Origin of the sequence: Burkholderia sp. SJZ089 (assembly GCF_007828315.1) — a bacterium.
Lineage (GTDB): Bacteria > Pseudomonadota > Gammaproteobacteria > Burkholderiales > Burkholderiaceae > Burkholderia > Burkholderia gladioli.
This window is the reverse complement of the sequence record NZ_VIUM01000003.1, coordinates 209,352-229,845: the sequence shown is the minus strand read 5'-3', so window position 1 is coordinate 229,845 and position 20,494 is coordinate 209,352. Positions and strand designations below refer to the sequence as shown.

Genomic DNA, 20,494 nt, shown 5'->3' with positions numbered 1-20,494 from the left:
GGGCGCGATCCGTCGAAGGATCGCGCCCCGTCCTCACGCCCGAACCGGCGGTCCAATCACGCACCCTGGCGGTGCATCCGCGGCCGCCCGGCGCGAAACACACGCTTGCGACACGAAACAACACGCCGTAACGCGCGACGCGGCGTCGCGAACGCGCCACGGCAAGCGAAACCTGGCCGGTTCAAGGTAATCTATGCGTCACACCCGATTCCCCGTTCCGGCCCCGCCGAGCGGTGCGACGGCGGCATGCGGCTCCCGATTTCCGGGAGGGTCCGCCACTCCGGGTGGCCTAAGGAAGTCGGACGCATGAGCACCAAGAAGCAGAGCATCGTCGATACCGCTACCCGCCTGTTCGCCGAAAACGGCTATCACGCGGTGGGGATCGATCGCATCATCAAGGAATCGGGCGTCGCCAAAATGACCCTGTTCCGCCATTTCGCCACCAAGAACGACCTCATCTCCGAGGTGCTGTCGCAGCGGGCCCGCTCGGCCCTGCAGTCGATGGCCGACTCGATCGCCACGCGGCAGTCGTCCGAGGAGCAGTTGCACGAGTTGTTCGACTGGCACCACCGCTGGTTCACCTCGCACGACTTCTCGGGCTGCATGTTCGTGGGCGCGCTGTCGGAGTTCCACGAGGATTCGGGCGACATCGTGCGCATCTCGGTCTCGCAGAAACAGGGCCTGCGCAGCTTCGTGCAGGGGCTGCTGCAGGACCTGGTGCCGTCCGCGCTGGTCGAGCCGCTGGCGCGGCAGATCGTGATGATCCTCGATGGCGCGATCATCGCCGCCACCAGCGGCGATCGTGATCACGCGGCCGGCGAAGCCTGGGAAGCGGCCGAGCGGCTGATCGCCGCCTACCGGCTGACGCCCCAGCACCGGGAAACCGCCACGCTCAACTGAGCAAGGTCGCGCCGCCGCGCGCCGGGCCAGGCCGACGCGCGGGCGCGGTTCTCTCAGGCTCCATTATTCTGCTTGCCGCCTCAAGCCCGTCTCAGGCGAGCGCGGCGGGTTCGAGCGCGGCCAGCCTGGCATGCAGCGCGTCGAAATAGGCCTCGCAGCTCGCCAGGCGCAGCGCGGCGCCGAAGATGATGTCGTCGCCGACCGCCGGCGTCTGCTCGACCACCGGCATGATCACGTCCGCCAGCCAGCCTTCCGCGTGGACGATGTCGATCGTCACATGTTCCTCGTAATACCCCAGCTCCCCGGCGCCGCCGAAACCGACGCGCCGGCAGCCGCGCACCAGCTTTTCGTAATGGGACGGATCGAGCAACTCGGTCATCGCCATCACGCCGAGCAGCTTGAAGTAATGGGCGCGGTTCAGGCTGGTCAGCATGAACAGGTTGTAGCCGGCATGGCCCTCCACCTGGAGCTGGCTGGCATGGTTGTCCTCGGCCTGGCCGACGCCGACCACGTCGAGCAACTGGCGGAACAGGCTGACATGGCTCAGCGTGGGGTTGCCGCGGCCCGATTCGTCCCACAGGTTCTGCACCAGCTCCTTGCGCACCTCGACACGCGAACCGATCAGCGAATACAGCAGCAGGTCGAAGAAGCGGATGTTCAGCGCGCTGTCGCTGCGGAAGAAGGCGACGATCTGCTCGCGGCTCGCTTCGGTCTCGAGGAAATCGAACAGCGGATGCGCGGCCGCGCGATGGCCGGACCACAGGGCCTTCAGGGCGCTGACCACCTCGGCGCTCGCGGTGGGCGCCGTGCCCAGGCCGAGCCGCTCGCGCTCGCTGCGCAGCCAGGCCCGCTCGATCAGGGCCCGCGCCTGCGTCAGCAGCGGATTGAACTGGTGACGCGCGCGCGGATCGGTGCCGTCGGCCACGTGCAGGTCGTAGAGCTGGAACAGCGCCTGGTGCACCTCGGCGAGCGCCTCGGGGTCGCGCGCGCCGAAGGCGCGCGACAGCGTGGCGCGCACCGCGGCGAGAAAGCGCTCGCCGCTCTCGGGCGTGGCGTCGGGCCACTCGTCGAACGCATCCGAGTCGCACAGCAGCGCCACGGCGGCGGGCAGGCTCAGCATCGACGCTTCGGCCAGCACCGCGTCGATCCGCGTTGAGTCGGCCGTCTCGCGCTCGAACGCGCGGAACGGGAGGTCCTGAGCCGTCGCTGCCATTTCGTGTCGCATGCTGTCCTGATGATTCGTTGTGCCTTATGTCCCTCGACGCCTGTCGTCGAAAAAGTAAACATACGCGCGAGTATTCTACATAAACGAAATGACAGTGAGTGATGCACACGGGTTTATCCCGTGGGATTAAGAAATCCGCTTGCGATCGAGCCCGCTTTCCAGTACGCCAGGGCCGCCGGACAACGATACCGCCGGTATCATCATGAGATTAGAATCAATCGCGGCACTGCCGCTCGCGATGGAAAAAACGAGACCGTCGGTATCATTTTTTATTCAATGACGGCCAATGGCGCGATTGCCTGAATTCAGGAAAATCGGAATACCTCGCGGCATTCGGACGATGCAAAAAAGAAAAGCCGCAATTGCGGCTTTGATGAAAAGCGCGAGCGCGTGTCCACGATCGCTTTGCCTTTGCTCGGTGGTGCGCGCCGCAGCGCGCCGGCCGGGCCACCTGCCGAGCCGGGATCCGCCGCGTTCGTCGTCCGTCGCGGCGAGAATCCGGCTCTTGCCCCAGCGCCGTTTCTCTCAGGTTCTCTCGTTGTTCTGCCAGCCCCCTGGCGCCACGCGCCTGGAGTTCGGGTCCTCCATCCTGCTCGCTTTCGATTGCCTGCCGAAAGATTCGATATGCCGACGGAGGGAATCGATTCCATATCAGTTGAAGCCGCCGATTAAGCAAGACAGGTCGGTATCGGCGCAGAGAATACCTTGAGAATGTTCTCCCTACAATAGGGTGGGCGGTATCATCCGGCGCCCATGCAAACCGCTTGACCGGCGCCAGACTTTCGGAATCGAAAGCCTGGCGGCCGCGCATCCGTTAAAATCGCGGCACGCGCGATCCGCCGATCGCCCTCAATCTCACCCGCGCATCGACGCCCCGTCCTCGCCACGGCCGCCCGCATCCGCGCCGTCGCCCGGATGCCGCAGGCCGCCGTCGCGCGGCGCCCGGCCGGCCCCGCTGGTCCGGAGCGCCATCGCATCCCGTTGGAGAAGACCTTGTTCACTTGCAGAAACCAGAGCTGCGGCACGCCGTGGGAGCTCGCCGACGTCGTCATCAAGGACGAAGGACAGGGCGACCTGTTCCGCTGCCCGCTGTGCGGCGCGCGCAATTATCTCTATCGCTACGAGGACGAGAACGGCAATCCCGTCTACGAGCAGATCGAAGGCCGTCCCTTCTGAACCCGGAGCCACGATGACCCAAGCCACGCCCAACCGGCCGTTCAGCGAGCTCGCGCTCTCGCCGACGATGCTCGCCAATCTAGAGCAGCTCGGCTACACCGAGATGACGCCGATCCAGGCCGCCAGCCTGCCGCTGGCGCTGGCCGGCCAGGACCTGATCGCGCAGGCCAAGACCGGCAGCGGCAAGACCGCCGCCTTCTCGCTGGCGCTGCTCTCGCGCCTGGACACGCGCCGCTTCGACGTGCAGGCGATGATCCTGTGCCCGACGCGCGAGCTGGCCGACCAGGTCGCGCAGGAAATCCGCCGCCTCGCGCGCGCCGAGGAGAACATCAAGGTGCTGACGCTGTGCGGCGGTACGCCGATGCGTCCTCAGGCCGCCAGCCTGGAGCACGGCGCGCATATCGTGGTCGGCACGCCGGGCCGCATCATGGACCACCTCGAACGCGGCACGCTCGCGCTCGGCGCGCTGAACACGCTGGTGCTCGACGAAGCGGATCGCATGCTCGACATGGGCTTCTTCGACGATATCGCGACCGTCGCGCGGCAGTGCCCGACCGAGCGACTCACTCTGTTGTTCTCGGCCACCTATCCTGAAGGCATCGCCAAGCTGAGCCGCCAGTTCCTTCGCAATCCGAAGGAGATCAAGCTGGCCGAGCAGCACGACGCGCGCAAGATCCGCCAGCGCTTCTACGAGGTGACCGAGGACGAGCGCCTGCACGCGGTGGGCCAGTTGCTGAATCATTACCGGCCGGCCAGCACCATCGCGTTCTGCAATACCAAGCAGCAGTGCCGCGACCTGCTCGACGTGCTGAGCGCGCAGGGCTTTCATGCGCTCGCGCTGCATGGCGAGCTGGAACAGCGCGAGCGCGACCAGGTGCTGATCCAGTTCGCGAACCGCAGTTGCTCGGTGCTGGTCGCCACCGACGTGGCCGCGCGCGGGCTCGACATCGCCCAGCTCGAGGCGGTGATCAACGTGGACGTGACGCCCGACCCCGAGGTGCACGTGCACCGGATCGGCCGCACCGGCCGCGCCGACCAGGAAGGCTGGGCGCTGAGCCTGGCCAGCATGAACGAGATGGGCCGCGTGGGCGGCATCGAGCAGGCCCAGGGGCGCGAGGTGGAATGGCAGCCGCTGGCCTCGCTCACGCCTGCCAGCAACGAGCCGCTGCTGCCGCCGATGGAGACGCTGCAGATCCTCGGCGGGCGCAAGGAGAAGATCCGGCCCGGCGACGTGCTCGGCGCGCTGACCGGCGACGCGGGCTTTCAAGGCTCGCAGATCGGCAAGATCAACGTGACCGAGTTCTCGACCTACGTGGCGGTGGAGCGCAGCGTGGCGCACGAGGCGCTGCGCAAGCTCAATGGCGGCAAGATCAAGGGGAAGAAGGTCAAGGTGCGGTTGATGGACGAGTGAGGATGGTCGTGGGGTGCCGCAGTGGAAGCTGCGGCATCTCGACCATGTCTAGGGTTTCCGCTCGTCAACGCAGGGGCGATCAGTTGATCTAGACTGCTCAAGTCAAGCTTCACGACATTGCAGCGTCGACTCGTCTCTTACGTCAGCGGCTCGCCATGTAATCAACAATGTATTGATAAATGTCCGGATAAGTTAAGACTGCGAACAACTAGGATTATGGCTTTTCGGAGGCCAATCCATGAGAAGAAAAATCGCGGTCGTAGGCGACGCGCTTTCGAGCGGCGGGACAATCAGCACTTACAAAGCTTCGCGATGCACGTTTGACGGCTATCAAGTCGCCTTGATTGGAGGCGAGGCGTTCTGCACCGCGTGTCGATGCACTGGAATCATCGCAAAGGCTGGCGGCCCCTATCGCCTATTCTTCATGGGCGAAACGGCACTGGATGGCGACGTCGTACTATGCCAGTGCCCCGTCCCTCCGCGCATCGTTGCATCGCTTGGCGGCGACTCATGGTGCGACGACCAGTCTGGCAGCAATCGAATGCAGGCATCGCCTGTTTCCACAGCAAGCGGCACTGCATCGGTCGAGAACCTAGGCTATGACGAGCAAGTCAAGATCATGGGACATCGTGTGGAAGGCCTTCCTTATTACATCGAAACAGAAGACGGCAAAGCCAATGCAGGGCGGATCGGACCGGATGGCATCTTGCCACGCATTTCCACCGGCGACAAACCCGGCTCATACATCGTGTATTGGGGTGACGACGCGCTCGCGAAACAGTACGAGGGAAGGTAGTGATGCCGCATACCAAACACGCCAGCATCACGTCCAATGACGTGCCGAATTCGCAAAAACGAGTCGTGGTTCCGGCAATCACATTTCAGGAGCTTTGGAATAGCTTGCCGTCGGGTGATCCTTATGATGATCCCGCATACACGAATCAATGCGCCATCCGCATCAGCGTGATGTTGCACCGCGTCGGGGTCGACATGAAATCCTTCAATGCCAAAACCGTCCGCCCGATGGCGGGGGCAATGACAATCGGACGCATTTTGCTCGACCGAAAACCAACCGCAACGCGTGCCGAGGAACTCGGAACGTGGTTGCAACTTCAACCATTTGCTGGTCTGCCAAAGGCCGAAAAGATTACCGGAGCAGACTGGGCGTCGAAGATCAGGGGGCGCACCGGTATCATTCAATTTTCCGGCTACTGGACACGCAACGGAGAAACCTCGTCAGGCGCAACAGGCGGGCACATAGATCTGTGGAACGGCTCCCGCTTGACGGTCAGCGGATTTTGGAGCGGTTTCGCAACGTGGGGACGATACCTTGGAATTTCGTCCTTCCGGCAACAGGCAAGCATATTCCCGAGAGCCGCATACTCCGATCTCGCCGGCGCGAAGCAAATCCTGTTTTGGGAAATCAAGTGAAACGACTCGCGGTGTCACTGGGTGGTTTGCTGTTCGGGCTGCTCGTCACATGGGCGTTCTTCTACGCATTCAGCCGTCTCCACTGGCATGGCGGATCCGGGCACGTCGCGACCGGCTGCAGCGAATTGGGAAAGTGTCCTATTCCGTGGTGGAGCGTGCCGCTGGTGATCGGCTACCTCTGCGGCCCGGCAATCGCGTTTTGCCTGCTCAACGCGGTCGCCTGGCGACGTTGGTCAGCCCGGAAATGGGTGGGTGGAGGAGCGGTCATTCTCGTCTTCACGGCAGTTTTGTACGTCACCGACAGCTTAATGAAGCAATCCACCTGAATCGTGCATCCGCTCGAGTTCGCTGCACGGTGAGCACGGACGACAAAGTAATCAAGCGCTCGACCCGAGCCTCGTCGCAACGATCGGAGCGCTCACTCCACACTCACCTCACCAAGGCAGCGTCTCGCCGAACCGATCGACGAAACGCAAGCCCGCCTTGCCGCGATTGCGTTCGACCATCTCCACCACCTTCGGGATGCTCTCCTCGATCGACAGGCTCGCCTCCTCCCCGCCCATCTCCGTGCGCACCCAGCCCGGCGCCACCAGCAGCACCGCGCGCCGATTGCCGGGACGATGCGCGAGATGGCACTTGACCAGCATGTTCAGTGCCGCCTTGCTCGCGCTGTAGAGATCCCAGCCGCCCGGGTTGTTGGCGATGCTGGCGAGCTCCGAGGACATGATCGCGATCGTGCCGTCGGGCTCGACGCCATCCTCCAGCCCCTCGATCAGCCGCACCGGGCTGAACGCATTGACACGCATCATCTCAAGGAAATCGGCCTCGGGCGCCTTGCCCGGCGTCAGCCCGATCGAGCGCGCGATCCCAGCATTGACGAACAGGATGTCGAGCCGGCGCGTGCCCAGCCGTTCGCGCAGCAGGCGCGCGCTGTCGGCATCGGCCATATCGATGCCGGCCTCGATCGCGAGCGTATCGGGATGACGCGCGCGCAGCGCGTCGAGCGCCGGCGACGGGCCGCGCACGGTCGCGATCACGCGCGCGCCGCGCCGGCAGTATTCCTCGGCCAGCGCGAGACCGAGCCCGCGCGATGCGCCGACGATCAGGACGGTGGATGCCTTGCTCATGTGATGTCCTCCCTGGCGGAACGACGGTTGCGGGCGCAACCGCCCCGGCATGGCCGGAATCACGATTGTGCGGCGGCACGCGCGGGCCGGCCATGCCGCGCAAGTCATCGCCGTCATGACGGATCGTCAGGCAAGGCGCCGCGCCTCAGGCTCGACCCACGCACGAAGCAAAAAACCAGGCACCAAGAAAAATGCCGTCGCCACGCACGAGGCGCGACGACGGCCGAAGGACGGCCCGCTTGAACGGGCCATCGAGGATGTGAAGCTCGGAGAACCGCGCGAGGCGGCAGCTCAGGCCGCCCCGTGATACCTCGCTCAGAAGCGCGTGATGATGCCCGCGCCGACGGCGACCTGGCTGCGCGACGAGGACGGCGCGCTGTTCTGGCCGTCGCCGATGTCGGCGGTCGCGTTGATGATGCTGCCGCCCAGGGCCAGCGTCTGGCCGCCCGCGCGCTGATACGCTTCCAGCAGGTAGAAGCCGGTGCGCTTGGACATGCTGTAGTACTGCGACAGGTTGAACTGGTGGTAGTACGCAGCGTGCTGCACGCCGTTGGCGAGCGTGGCGCGCGTGTAGCTATAGCCGGCGGCGAGGTCCAGCGTCGAGATCGGCTTGAAGTGCAGCACCGCGCCGGCCGTGTTGAAGATCGCGGTGTTCGCGAACTTCGAGCCCGAGCCCGGGATGTATTGCACGTTCGAGTACGAGGCCGTCACGTCCCACTGCGAGTTGAAGGTCCAGCCACCGGTCACGGCCAGACGCTGCTGCGCGGCAGCGAACTGGTAGCCGTTGTTGATGCCGGAGACGCTCGGCTCGGAGCCGTTGTTCGATGCCGTGGAGTTCGCGCCCCAGGCACCGCCGCCCGACGTCGAATTGTTCAGGCGCATGAAGCCGACCGCGATGCCTGCGGGGCCGACCGCGTAACGTGCGCCCACGCTCCAGGTCGAGCCGGCGTTGACGCTGCCCGGCGTGCCGCCGAACGCGTACGAACCGCCGAACGTGAAGCCGTAGTACGTCGGCGACATGTAGACCAGCGAGTTGTTGACGCGGTAGGTCGTGTCCAGGGAGTCGATATCACCCGGGTGCGCGCCGTATGCGCCCGTCAGCCAGGTGGTCGGGCTGTACGGCGAAAGCAGCGTGTAGTACGCGGTGTACTGGCGGCCGGCCGTGAACGTGCCCAGGCGGGCGTCCTGCAGACCGACATAAGCCTGGCGGTTGAACATCAGGCCCGAGACCGCTTGCGCGCCGGTGGCGCTGTTGAAGCCCTCTTCCAACTGGAAGATCGCCTTCAGGCCGCCGCCCAGGTCCTCGGCACCCTTCAGGCCGAAACGGCTGCCGGCCCAGATGCCGTTGATCATCTTGACGACCGATTTGCCGCCTGCCGTCGAACCCAGCGAGGTCTGGCTGCTTTGCCAGCCGATACCGGTGTCGACGATACCGTACAGCGTCACGCTGCTTTGCGCGTACGCGACGCCCGCGGTCAGGCCGGTGAGCGTAGCTGCCGCCACCATGATGCGTTTCTTCATTGCGTCCCCTCTGTTTCCAAAGCCTGCACCCCGCAGGCAGATACGATCGCTTGTCAGTCGCGCCGCGAGTCGACGGCGACTGGTCTCCAAATGAAGAGCCTTGTCCGCGTACTTGTGGAGCCCCTCATCTAGTCAGACATCCTATAACGATCGCAATAAATACAACAATGCAGAATTTCAGATTCCTAGGGAAATCTCTGTGTCATTTATGTTGAAACCTGCACTTGACAGTATGGACTCATTTAACAACTCATTGATTATTATCGATATTTTATTTCTTTCATTTTGACTTCACAAGCTTTCCGCAATATTCCGCGCAATGTTGCCGTCCTCGGACAACGCGTGCCATTTTCTGGGATTAGGCAGACAAAAGGTGAGATGTATGACCAGTTAAGCACCAGCCCCGCCGGTCGGGGCCGGGCGGCGCGATCCCGCCCTCACGGACCCAACGATATCGGGCGCCGGCCGTGCATCATTTTGTTCTCGATTCGACAGCTTTCGATTATTACGAAAGGATCTTGCAATGCACCGGGAAGAGGAACCGGTTCTTTCCCGAGCCGACGGAATCGCCGCGATCAGCGTTGGTCGGCCGTCTCGGCCATCAGCATCTCGAGGAAGGCCGCCGGCGCGGGATCGAGCCCTTCGGTGACGTCGCCCGCCGCGGCCGCCGCGTGCGTGACCACCAGTTCCCAGCACAGCTCGGCGCGTTCGAGCCGCACGCAGGCCAGCATCTCGGGGCGGCGCACCACGATGTCCTCGGGCAGCAGGGCAATGCCCAGGCCCTGGCAGACCAGGTCGAGCAGCGTGTCCAGGTCGCCGATCTCGAAGGCCACCCGCCGCTGCAGCCCGGCTTCGGCGAAGCCGCGATCGACCAGCCGGCGCGTGCCCTGCCCCGGCACGAAATCGACGAAGGCCTCGCGCGTGAGCCGCGCGAGCGGCACCGAGCCGGCCGCGGCGAGTGGGTGGTCACGCCCGCAGGCCAGCACCATCTCGTCGCAGGCGATGATGTGCGATTCGAGCCGTTCGTTGCGCTCCTCGATCGGCAGGATCGCCAGGTCGAGCTCGCGCGCGCCCACCTTCTCGTTCAACTCCAGCGCGCCGCCCTGCACCAGCCGCACCTCCACGCCCGGATGCGCCTGGTAGAAGCGCGACAGCAGGCCCGGCAACTCGAGGAACTGCGGCAGGCTCTGCACCGTGCCGATCGAGAGCTTGCCGCGCCGCACCGAGGTGATATCGGCCACTTCCAGGCCGGCCCGATCGAGGATGTCGAGCGCGCGGCGCGCGCTGTCGAGGAACACCGCGCCGGCCGCCGACAGGCTCACGCGGCGCGTGGTGCGCACCAGCAGCTTGGCGCCCAGTTCCTCTTCCAGCAGACGAATCGAGGTCGACAGCGCCGACTGGACGATATGGCAGCGTTCGGCGGCGCGCGTGAAGTTCGCCTCCTCGGCGACGGCTACGAAATGGCGAAGTTGTCTCAGTTCCACGGCGTTCCCAGGTGTTCCGGCACGGGCCGCGCGGCGAGCGGCCCGTCATGCATCGATCGACTTGAATTATGGCAAACATTCGGGTCGGCGACCGGCCCTGCCGCCGGCCGGGAGGTCGAGGCCAGACCGTTAGTTGCCCTGCACGCCAGGGCAAGCACCCCCAGCGCGCAGGCGCTACAATCCCGCGCCTGAGCACTCCAAGACGAGCCCCGGTTTTGACTGACTTCGAGCAGGGTTTCATCCTGACCCGTCACTGGCGGGACACGGCCGCCGGCGTCGAGATCGAGTTCTGGCTCGCCACCGGCCAGGGTCCGCGCCGGGTGCGCCTGCGTCCGCAGGAATCGGTCGCGTTCCTGCCCGTCGAGCAACGTGAGGCGGCCGAGCGCCTGCTGGCCGGCGAGAGCGGCGTGGAATTGCGCCCGCTCGCGCTGCACGACTTCCGCCGGCGCCCGGTGCTGGGCCTCTACTGCAAGCGCCACCGACATCTCGGCGCCCTGCAGAAACGGCTCGCGCGCGAAGGTGTCGATCTCTACGAAGCCGACATCACGCCGCCCGATCGTTACGCGATGGAGCGCTTCATCACCGCGCCGGTCCGCTTTCGCGGCACGCCGGCGGGCGACGCGCTGCTGGTCGACGCCGAGCTGAGGAGCGGGAGCGACTATCGCCCGGCGCTGCGCTGCGTCTCGCTCGACATCGAGACCAGCGCGCGCGGCGAACTCTATTCGATCGCGCTCGAAGGCTGCGGGCAGCGCGACGTGTTCATGCTCGGCCCGGCCAACGCCGACGCCGCCGGGCTGGCGCTGAACCTGGTCTATTGCGAAACGCGCCCCGCGCTGCTCGAACGGCTCAACGCCTGGTTCGCCGAACACGATCCCGACGCGATCATCGGCTGGAACCTGATCCAGTTCGACCTGCGCGTGCTGCACGCGCACTCGCAGGAATTCGGCGTGCCGCTGCGCCTGGGCCGCGACGGCAGCGTGCTCGACTGGCGCGCCCACGGCCAGCAGCCCGACCACTTCTTCGCGGGCGCGGCCGGGCGGCTGATCATCGACGGCATCGACGCGCTGAAGTCGGCCACCTGGACCTTCCCCTCGTTCAGCCTCGAATACGTCTCGCGCACGCTGCTCGGCGAGGGCAAGGCGGTCGACAATCCCTATGCGCGCATGGACGAGATCCAGCGCCGCTTCGACGAGGACAAGCCCGCGCTCGCGCACTACAACCTCAAGGACTGCGAACTCGTCACGCGCATCTTCGCCAAGACCGACCTGCTGTCCTTCATGCTGGAGCGCGCCACCGTCACGGGGCTCGCGGCCGATCGCACCGGCGGCTCGGTGGCCGCCTTCACACACCTGTACCTGCCGCGCATGCACCGGCTCGGCTACGTGGCGCCGAACCTCGGCGACGTGACCGGCCAGAACAGCCCCGGCGGCTTCGTGATGGATTCGCGGCCCGGCCTCTACGATTCGGTGCTGGTGCTCGACTACAAGAGCCTCTATCCCTCGATCATCCGCACCTTCCTGATCGACCCGGTCGGGCTGGTGGAAGGCCTGGCCCAGCCCGACGACGCGCATTCGGTGCCGGGCTTCCTGGGCGCGCGCTTCTCGCGCAGCCGGCACTGCCTGCCCGACATCGTGCGGCGCGTCTCGGAAGGCCGCGACCTGGCCAAGCGCCAGCGCAACGCGCCGCTCTCGCAGGCGCTCAAGATCATCATGAACGCCTTCTACGGCGTGCTCGGCTCCTGGGGCTGCCGCTTCTTCGACCCGCGCCTGGCCTCCTCGATCACCATGCGCGGCCACGAGATCATGCATCGCACGCGCGAGCTGATCGAGGCGCAAGGCTACGAGGTGATCTACGGCGACACCGATTCCACCTTCGTGTGGCTGCGCGAAGCGCACCGGGACGGCGAGGCCGAGCGCAAGGGCCGCGCGATCGTCGCGCACGTGAACGACTGGTGGCGCACGCACCTGCGCGAGCGCTTCGGACTCGACAGCGCGCTGGAGCTGCAATACGAGCGCCACTACCTGCGCTTCCTGATGCCCACCGTGCGCGGCGCCGAGGAAGGCAGCAAGAAGCGCTACGCGGGCCTCGCGCTCGGCGCCGACGGCGGCGAGGACGTGGTGTTCAAGGGTCTGGAGACGGTGCGCACCGACTGGACGCCGCTCGCGCAGCAGTTCCAGCGCGAGCTCTACACACTGGTGTTCCGTCGCGAGCCCTACCAGGACTTCATCCGCGAAACGGTGCGCCGCGTGCTGGCCGGCGAGCTCGATGCCGAGCTGGTCTATCGCAAGCGCGTGCGCCGGCCGCTGGCCGAGTATCAGCGCAACGTGCCGCCCCACGTGCGCGCCGCGCGCACCGCCGACGAGTACAACCGCGAGCTGGGCCGGCCGCTGCAGTACCAGCGCGGCGGCTGGATCAGCTACGTGATGACCACCGCCGGCCCGGAGCCGCTGGAGACCATGCGCTCGCCGATCGACTACGCGTTCTACCTGAGCCGGCAACTGCAGCCCGTCGCCGACGGGATCCTGCCGTTCCTGAAGGACGACTTCGAAACGGTGATCTCGGGGCAGGGGCAGCTCTTTTCGTTCTGAGGACGGCGGGCCGCGCCCGTCGATGTCCGTCGATAGCGACATTGCCGGATTGTCGCCACCGGCAGGCCAATCTGTTTCCCCCGCAAGGGTTTATCCGCGCCGCCGCAATCGCGATACTGTCGAACATCCGCCGTGCCGTGACGGCGCGCGCCATCGACCGCGCCAACCGTCCCGCCCCGGCCTTCCCTCACGACAGGTCATGCCATGCTGACGAGACACGCGATCGAAACCGGCGCCTACCGCCAACAGTTCGAGGCGATGCCGGGGCTCTGGACGCCCGAGCGCATCGACGCTTCATTGGATGCCACGCTGCGCGAGCGGCCGGCCGGCGCCGACGAAGTCTGGGTGTTCGGCTATGGATCGCTGATCTGGAATCCCGCCATCGAGTTCGCCGCGCATCGCGTGGCCCGGCTGGAAGGCTGGCATCGCAGCTTCTGCCTGCGGATGCTGGCCGGCCGCGCCGGTTGCGAGCGCCCGGGGCGCATGCTCGCGCTGGAGCCCGGCGGAGAAACCACCGGCATCGCGCTGCGCCTGCATGCCGAGCGCCTGGTCGACGAGCTGCGGCTGGTGTGGATCCGCGAGATGGTGCTCGGTTCGTATCGGCCGACCTGGGCCAAGGTCCGGCTCGACGACGGCAGCGACGCGCATGCGATCGCCTTCGTCGCCGACCAGAGCCGCGAGCAATACGAGCGCGACGCCTCGGTGGCCACGGCCGCGCCGCTGATCGCGCAAGCAGCCGGGCCGATCGGCAGCAATGCCGATTACCTGTTCCGCCTGCAGGCGGCGCTGCGCGAGCACGGCATCGGCGATGCCTATGTCGATGCGCTGGCCGAGGCGGTGGCGCGCGCGCAGCGCGGCGCCGGGCAGCGCGATGCGATGAGCGTGCCGGGCGGGCGTTGAACGCCCGCCCCTGATTTCTGGCCCACACGCCGCCGTGCCGCTCCGAGCGGCGCGGCGGCGTTTGCTTTCCCGCCCTCCACTTTCCCCCCGAGGCCGGCCTTCGGCCCGCGGCCTGCACGCGCCCCGCCACTGTCGCCCGCCGGGAGACAAAGAAACCACCCCCGCCGGCTTTATCGCCGCGACCGCCAACTCCATACTTCGGCCAACGCTGCGGACCTGATTTCGCGCGCCGCCCGATGGGCGACCGACCGCGAGCCGGACGCGACGAGTTCTTGATCTCCACATCGATTTGATAAGGAATCCTCTTATGTTCACGCAACCCAGGAAGCGCCTGGCGGCCGTGGCCGGCGCGATCGCGCTGGCCGGCGCCGCCGGCGCGATCGGCATCCTGCATGGGCCCGGCGGCACGCCGCTGGCCGAGGCACGGGCGGCCGGCGCGCCCGCGGCGATCGACGTCGACGCCGCCGTGGTGATCTCGCGCGGCATCACCGATTGGCAAAGCTACACGGGCCGCCTGGAGGCGGTCGACCAGGTCGAGGTACGGCCGCTGGTCTCGGGCACCATCGTGGCCGTTCATTTCCGCGACGGCGCCCTGGTTCGCAAGGGCGATCCGCTGTTCACGATCGACCCGCGTCCCTACCAGGCCGCCGTCGATCGCGCCGCCGCGCAGCTCGCCGCCGCGCTCGCGCGCGCCGCCTACACCTCGGCCGACGCGACACGCGCCGAGCGCCTGATCGGCGACAACGCGATCGCCAGGCGCGACTACGACGAGAAGCAGAACGCCGCGCGCGAGGCCGCCGCCGGCGTGAAGGCGGCGCAGGCGGCGCTCGAGGCCGCACGCGTCGATCTCGGCTACACGCGCATCGTCTCGCCGGTGGCGGGACGTGTCTCGCGTGCCGAGCTGACGCCCGGCAACACCGTCAGCGCGGGCGCCAACGCGCCGCTGCTGACCACCCTGGTCTCGGTCTCGCCGATCTACGCCTCGTTCGAGGTCGACGAGCAGACCTATCTGCAATACCTCGGCCACGACCGCGACGCGCGCGTGCCGGTGGCGCTCGGCCTGGCCGACGAGAGCGGCTATTCGCGCGACGGCGTGATCGCCTCGGTCGACAACCGGCTCGATACCGGCTCGGGCACGGTGCGCGTGCGCGCCAGCTTCGCCAACGCAGACGGCGCGCTGGTGCCGGGCCTCTATGCACGCGTCAAGGTGGGCGGCGGCCGTGCCCACGACGCGATCCTGGTCGACGACGCGGCGATCGGCACCGACCAGTCGCGCAAGTACGTGCTGGTGGTCGACGCCTCGAACCGCATCCGCTACCGCACGGTGCAGCCGGGTGGGCTGCACGACGGCCTGCGCGAGATCGAGGCCGGCCTGGCGCCGGGCGAACGCATCGTGGTGAACGGCACGCTGCGCGTGCGCCCGAACGACCTGGTGCACGCGCGGATGGTCGGCATGGCCGACGCCGCGAAGCAGCCGGCCTGAAGCGAGGAGCACGATCATGAACATTTCGAAATTCTTCATCGACCGGCCGATCTTCGCCGGCGTGCTGTCGATGCTGGTGTTCCTGGCCGGCGCGATCGCGCTGGGCAAGCTGCCGACCGCCGAATATCCGGAAGTGGTGCCGCCCTCGGTGGTGGTGCGCGCGCAGTATCCCGGCGCGAACCCGAAGGTGATCGCCGAGACGGTGGCCGCGCCGCTCGAGGAGCAGATCAACGGCGTCGAGAACATGCTCTACATGCAGTCGCAGGCCAACAGCGACGGCAACATGACGACCACCGTCACCTTCAAGCTCGGCACCGATCCCGACAAGGCGCAGCAACTGGTGCAGAACCGCGTCTCGCAGGCGCTGCCGCGCCTGCCCGAGGACGTGCAGCGGCTCGGCGTGACCACCGTCAAGAGCTCGCCGACGCTGACCATGGGGGTGAACCTGGTGTCGCCCAACGGCCGCTACGACCTCACCTACCTGCGCAACTACGCGCTGATCAACGTCAAGGACCGGCTCGCCCAGGTGGCCGGCGTCGGCGAGGTGGCGATGTGGGGCGCCGGCGACTACTCGATGCGGATCTGGCTGGACCCCACCAAGGTCGCACGGCAGAACCTGACCGCCACCGACGTGGTCAACGCGATCCGCGAGCAGAACGTGCAGGTGGCCGCCGGCATCGTCGGCGGCGCACCGATGACCACGCGCGTGCCGCTGCAGTTGAGCGTCAACGCGCAAGGGCGCCTGAAGACCGAGGAGGAATTCGGCAACATCATCGTGCGCAGCTCGCCCGACGGCGCGCTCACGCACCTGCGCGACGTGGCGCGCGTCGAGCTGGGCGCATCCGAGTACGCCTTGCGCGCCAGCCTGGACGGCAAGCCCGGCGTGCAACTGATCATCTTCCAGCAGCCCAACGCGAACTCGCTGCAGATCTCCACCGACGTGCGCAGGATCGTCACCGAGCTGCAGAAGGACATGCCCGAGGGCGTGAAGGCCGAGATCGTCTACGATCCGACCCAGTTCGTGCGCGAGAGCATCGACGCAGTGGTCCACACGCTGTTCGAGGCGATCCTGCTGGTGGTAATCGTGGTGATCCTGTTCCTGCAGACCTGGCGTGCCTCGCTGATCCCGCTGCTGGCCGTGCCAGTGTCGATCGTCGGCACCTTCTCGCTGATGCTGGCCTTCGGCTTCACGATCAATGCGCTCTCGCTGTTCGGCATGGTGCTGGCGATCGGCATCGTGGTGGACGACGCGATCGTGGTGGTGGAAAACGTCGAGCGCAACATCGCCGCCGGCCTCTCGCCGCTGGACGCCTCCTACGCGGCGATGCGCGAGGTGAGCGGGCCGATCGTCGCGATCGCGCTGACCCTGGTGGCCGTGTTCGTGCCGCTGGCCTTCATGTCGGGCCTCACCGGCCAGTTCTACAAGCAGTTCGCGATGACCATCGCGATCTCCACGGTGATCTCGGCGTTCAACTCACTGACGCTCTCGCCGGCGCTCTCGGCCCTGCTGCTGAAGGATCACCACGCGCCCAGGGACCCGCTCACCCGGCTGATGGACCGCGTGCTCGGGCCGTTCTTCGGCGCCTTCAACCGTTTGTTCGGACGCGGCTCGAACGCCTATGGCAACGGCATCGGCGGCATCATCCAGCGCAAGTTCGCGATGACGCTGGTCTACGGCGTGCTGCTGGGCGCCACCGTGCTGCTCGGCAAGCTGGTGCCGGGCGGCTTCGTGCCGGCCCAGGACAAGGACTATCTGGTCAGCATCCTGCAACTGCCGCCCGGCGCCTCGCTCGATCGCACCGCCGAGGTGGTGGCGCAGATGGGCCGCATCGCGCGCGCCCAGCCCGGCGTGGTCCATACGCCGGAATTCCCGGGCCTCAACGTGACGGGCCTGATGAACTCGTCGAGCAGCGGCCTGGTGTTCCCGGTGATGCGCCCGTCGAAGGAGCGCGACGGCCACGAGACGGCCGACGCGATCGTCGCGAACCTGAACCGCGAATACGCCGGCATCAAGGGTGCCACCATCGCCACCTTCCCGCCGCCGCCGGTGCAGGGGCTCGGCACCATCGGCGGCTTCAAGCTGCAGATCGAGGATCGCGGCGCGCTCGGCTACGAGGCGCTGAACCAGGCGGTGGGCGCCTTCCTCGCCGCGGCCGCCAAGGCGCCCGAACTCGGGCCGGCCTTCTCGAGCTACCAGATCAACGTGCCGCAGCTCAACGTCGAGCTGGATCGCGAGAAGGCCAAGCAGCTCGGCGTGTCGGTCACCGACGTGTTCGACACCATGCAGATCTACCTCGGCTCGCTCTACGTGAACGACTTCAACCGCTTCGGCCGGGTCTACCAGGTGCGCGCCCAGGCCGACGCGCCGTTCCGCACCGATGCCGACAGCATCCTGCAACTGAAGACGCGCAACGCGCGCGGCGAGATGGTGCCGCTGTCCTCGCTGATCAAGGTCACGCCGACCTACGGGCCGGAGACGGTGATCCGCTACAACGGCTTCCTCGCCGCCGACATCAACGGCGGCCCGGCGCCCGGTTATTCCTCGGGACAGGCGATGGCGGCGGTCGAGCGGATCGCGGCGCAGACGCTGCCGCGCGGCATCAAGTTCGAATGGACCGACCTGACCTACCAGCAGATCCTGACCGGCGACACGGCCTTCTGGGTGTTCCCGATCAGCGTGCTGCTGGTGTTCCTGGTGCTGGCCGCGATGTACGAGAGCCTGACGCTGCCGCTGGCGATCCTGCTGATCGTGCCGATGAGCATCCTCTCGGCGCTGGCGGGCGTCTGGCTCACGCGCGGCGACAACAACATCTTCACGCAGATCGGCCTGATGGTGCTGGTGGGGCTGTCGGCGAAGAACGCGATCCTGATCGTGGAATTCGCGCGCGAGCTGGAGATGAAGGGACGCTCGATCGTGCAGGCCGCGATCGAGGCCTGCCGGCTGCGCCTGCGCCCGATCCTGATGACCTCGATCGCCTTCGTGATGGGCGTGGTGCCGCTGGTGATCTCGACCGGCGCCGGCTCGGAAATGCGTCGCGCGATGGGCATCGCCGTGTTCTTCGGCATGCTCGGCGTGACCTTCTTCGGGCTCGCGCTGACACCGGTGTTCTACGTGCTGCTGCGCAAGCTGTCGGGCTGCCGTCCCTTGAAGAACCGCCACGCGCCGGCCCCGGCCGCGGGCCAGGACGCGGATCGGCACGACGCGGCGATTCCGGTCGTCGCGCGCGATACCGCCGAGCACGAATGAGGAGCGAATCATGAACCCTGTCTCGATCCCTCGCCGGCTCGGCATCCCCGCCCTGCTCGGCGCCCTGCTGGTGCTGGCGGGCTGTTCGCTGGCACCCGACTACCACGCCCCGGCCGCGCCGACCACGGCCACCTGGAAGGAGGCGGCGCCGGCCGCCGAGGCCGCTTCCCCGCTCGGTAGCTGGAAGCCGGCGCAACCGTCCGAGACGCTCGATCGCGGCGCCTGGTGGATGGTGTTCGGCGATCCCGCGCTCGACACGCTGGAGGCCCGCGCGATCGCCGCGAATCCGAACCTGCAGGCCGCCGCGGCGCGGCTGGCCGAGGCGCGGGCCGCGAGCCGGCAAGCCCGCGCCAGCCTGTTCCCGACGCTCGACGCAGGCTTCGGGCCGACCCGCGAGCAGGTCTCGGCGGCCTCTCAGTTCCAGCCCGACGGCGCGCGAATTCCGCAGCAGACGCTGTGGCGCGCGCAGGCCGGCGCCTCCTACGAGGCCGACCTGTTCGGCCGCGTCGCCTCGAACGTCGAGGCGAGCCGCGCCGATGCCCAGCGCGGCGAGGCGCTCTATCGCTCGATGCTGCTGGCCCTGCAGGCCGACGTCGCGCAGCATTACTTCGCGCTGCGCGAGCTCGATGCCGAAGGCGAGGTGTATGCCCAGGCCGTGACGCTGCGCGAGCATGCGCTCGACCTGATCACGCATCGCTACCAGGCCGGCGACATCACCGAGCTCGACCTGTCGCGGGCACGCGCCGAGCTGTCGAGCGCGAAGGCCGAGGCGATGACGGTGGCGCGCCAGCGCGCGGCTTCCGAGCATGCGCTCGCGGTGCTGCTGGGCGAAGCGCCGGCGGCGTTCTCGTTCGCGGCCGCGCCGATCCAGCCAATCGAGCTGCGGATCCCGCCAGGCCTGCCCTCCTCGCTGCTCGAGCGGCGCCCCGACATCGCCGCGGCCGAGCGCGCGATGGCTGCCGCCAACGCGCGTATCGGCGTGGCGCGCGCGGCCTTCTTCCCATCGCTGTCGCTGAACGCGGCCGGCGGCTTCGAGGCCGCCACGCTCGGCGACCTGTTCCGCTGGAGCAGCCGCGCCTTCCTGCTCGGGCCGCTGGCCGGCACCGCGCTGAACGTGCCGCTGTTCGACGGCGGCCGACGCCGCGCCGAACTCGACCGTTCGCACGCCGCCTACGACGAGGCCGCCGCGCAATACCGGCAGCAGGTGCTGACTGCGTTCCGCGAGGTCGAGGACGGTTTGTCCGACCTGCGCGTACTGGCCAAACAGACGCGCGAGCAGGACGACGCGGTGGCCGCCTCGCAGCGCGCGGCCGATCTCGCCCGGCGCCAGTACGCCGATGGCATGGTCGCTTATCTCGAGGTGCTCGATGCGCAGCGTTCGGTACTGCAATCGCGTCGCGCCGTCGTGCAGTTGCGCGGCGTGCAGGCGGCGGCGACGGTCAGCCTGATACGCGCGCTCGGCGGCGGCTGGGGCGAGCCCGCCTCGACCGCCCGGATCGCGAGCGACACGGCGCACGCCGGCGCCGACACGATGCGATGACGCGATAAGCGAAGCCCATCCGCCTCGTCGAAGGCCTGCCCGATTCGCGGGCAGGCCTTTTTTCATCGACGACGCACGATGTTTTGCAGACCTGATCGCTCCTCGCGATTTTCATCCGGGTATTGAAGGCGGTGCATCGGCAGGCATCGAGACGGGCGGGCAATAAGCCCCGGGTGATATCGCGAACGACGCGGGCCCGGCCCGGTCGAGGCGAAAAAGAGTCGGGATACCGCCACGACGTGGCCGGCATCCCTGGCCCCCTGGGTGACATCGGGAGGAGATGATGAGGGTTGGCAATACAGTACCGGCTCGCGCGTGGCCTGAACAGCAGCCCGCCACGAAATCTCAATTCGGCTTTGGCGAACAACCGGATCCGCGCGAACGTGCTAGGCGCGAGGATTCGACATGGCTCGACGTTTCGTCGTGCCGATCGATTCCGTCCATGCAGGAAGGCCGCCTGC

General features: G+C 67.2%; 16 protein-coding genes. 12 read left to right on the top strand and 4 right to left on the bottom strand.

Annotated features, from left to right (window positions below; all coding sequences use genetic code 11):
- Positions 1-306 precede the first annotated feature (306 nt).
- Positions 307-900 carry a TetR/AcrR family transcriptional regulator gene (locus tag FB600_RS07105; RefSeq protein WP_025097461.1) on the top strand — a complete coding sequence of 198 codons (594 nt, stop codon included), beginning with the start codon at positions 307-309 and terminating at the stop codon, positions 898-900.
- A gap of 91 nt (positions 901-991) precedes the next feature.
- Here FB600_RS07105 and FB600_RS07100 read toward each other — a convergent pair whose 3' ends face one another.
- Positions 992-2,113 (bottom strand): iron-containing redox enzyme family protein, encoded by a 1,122-nt coding sequence (locus FB600_RS07100; RefSeq protein ID WP_098151532.1) that lies wholly within the window; start codon positions 2,111-2,113, stop codon positions 992-994.
- 1,005 nt (positions 2,114-3,118) lie between these two features.
- Between FB600_RS07100 and FB600_RS07095 the strand changes: the two genes are divergently transcribed.
- From FB600_RS07095 to FB600_RS07075, 5 genes are all read left to right on the top strand, one after another.
- On the top strand, positions 3,119-3,301 hold the full coding sequence (locus FB600_RS07095; protein WP_025097459.1) for a hypothetical protein: 183 nt from the start codon (positions 3,119-3,121) through the stop codon (positions 3,299-3,301).
- A gap of 13 nt (positions 3,302-3,314) precedes the next feature.
- Entirely contained in the window at positions 3,315-4,712 is a 1,398-nt protein-coding gene (gene dbpA / locus FB600_RS07090) for an ATP-dependent RNA helicase DbpA (RefSeq protein ID WP_098151531.1), read from the top strand.
- 238 nt (positions 4,713-4,950) lie between these two features.
- Positions 4,951-5,508, top strand: coding sequence for a PAAR domain-containing protein (locus FB600_RS07085; RefSeq protein WP_145756438.1), 558 nt, complete (start codon positions 4,951-4,953; stop codon positions 5,506-5,508).
- Between the two features lie 2 nt (positions 5,509-5,510).
- Positions 5,511-6,143, top strand: coding sequence for a type VI secretion system amidase effector protein Tae4 (locus tag FB600_RS07080; protein ID WP_096752306.1), 633 nt, complete (start codon positions 5,511-5,513; stop codon positions 6,141-6,143).
- Positions 6,140-6,469 carry a hypothetical protein gene (locus FB600_RS07075; RefSeq protein WP_013689003.1) on the top strand — a complete coding sequence of 110 codons (330 nt, stop codon included), beginning with the start codon at positions 6,140-6,142 and terminating at the stop codon, positions 6,467-6,469. The genes FB600_RS07080 and FB600_RS07075 overlap by 4 nt, the downstream gene beginning before the upstream one ends.
- A 108-nt stretch (positions 6,470-6,577) precedes the next feature.
- On the opposite strand, the gene FB600_RS07070 is transcribed toward FB600_RS07075, so the two are convergent.
- On the bottom strand, positions 6,578-7,270 hold the full coding sequence (locus FB600_RS07070) for an SDR family NAD(P)-dependent oxidoreductase (RefSeq protein WP_017919036.1): 693 nt from the start codon (positions 7,268-7,270) through the stop codon (positions 6,578-6,580).
- Positions 7,271-7,319: 49 nt separating this feature from the next.
- Between FB600_RS07070 and FB600_RS07065 the strand changes: the two genes are divergently transcribed.
- Positions 7,320-7,577 (top strand): hypothetical protein, encoded by a 258-nt coding sequence (locus tag FB600_RS07065; protein WP_145756437.1) that lies wholly within the window; start codon positions 7,320-7,322, stop codon positions 7,575-7,577.
- Between the two features lie 8 nt (positions 7,578-7,585).
- On the opposite strand, the gene FB600_RS07060 is transcribed toward FB600_RS07065, so the two are convergent.
- Together FB600_RS07060 and FB600_RS07055 are read right to left on the bottom strand one after the other, a co-directional pair.
- Positions 7,586-8,791 (bottom strand): porin, encoded by a 1,206-nt coding sequence (locus FB600_RS07060; RefSeq protein ID WP_096752304.1) that lies wholly within the window; start codon positions 8,789-8,791, stop codon positions 7,586-7,588.
- 575 nt (positions 8,792-9,366) lie between these two features.
- On the bottom strand, positions 9,367-10,275 hold the full coding sequence (locus tag FB600_RS07055) for a LysR family transcriptional regulator (RefSeq protein ID WP_017919038.1): 909 nt from the start codon (positions 10,273-10,275) through the stop codon (positions 9,367-9,369).
- A gap of 215 nt (positions 10,276-10,490) precedes the next feature.
- Here FB600_RS07055 and FB600_RS07050 point away from each other — a divergent pair, with 215 nt between their 5' ends.
- The 5 genes from FB600_RS07050 (at position 10,491) to FB600_RS07030 (ending at position 20,033) form a co-directional block, all read left to right on the top strand.
- Entirely contained in the window at positions 10,491-12,863 is a 2,373-nt protein-coding gene (locus FB600_RS07050; RefSeq protein WP_145756436.1) for a DNA polymerase II, read from the top strand.
- Between the two features lie 204 nt (positions 12,864-13,067).
- Positions 13,068-13,763 carry a gamma-glutamylcyclotransferase gene (locus FB600_RS07045; RefSeq protein WP_145756435.1) on the top strand — a complete coding sequence of 232 codons (696 nt, stop codon included), beginning with the start codon at positions 13,068-13,070 and terminating at the stop codon, positions 13,761-13,763.
- Between the two features lie 307 nt (positions 13,764-14,070).
- Positions 14,071-15,246 carry an efflux RND transporter periplasmic adaptor subunit gene (locus tag FB600_RS07040; protein ID WP_145756434.1) on the top strand — a complete coding sequence of 392 codons (1,176 nt, stop codon included), beginning with the start codon at positions 14,071-14,073 and terminating at the stop codon, positions 15,244-15,246.
- A gap of 16 nt (positions 15,247-15,262) precedes the next feature.
- Complete coding sequence (locus tag FB600_RS07035) at positions 15,263-18,493, top strand: efflux RND transporter permease subunit (protein ID WP_145756433.1); 3,231 nt, start codon at positions 15,263-15,265, stop codon at positions 18,491-18,493.
- 10 nt (positions 18,494-18,503) lie between these two features.
- Positions 18,504-20,033, top strand: coding sequence for an efflux transporter outer membrane subunit (locus tag FB600_RS07030; RefSeq protein ID WP_145756432.1), 1,530 nt, complete (start codon positions 18,504-18,506; stop codon positions 20,031-20,033).
- The last annotated feature ends 461 nt before the right edge of the window (positions 20,034-20,494 follow it).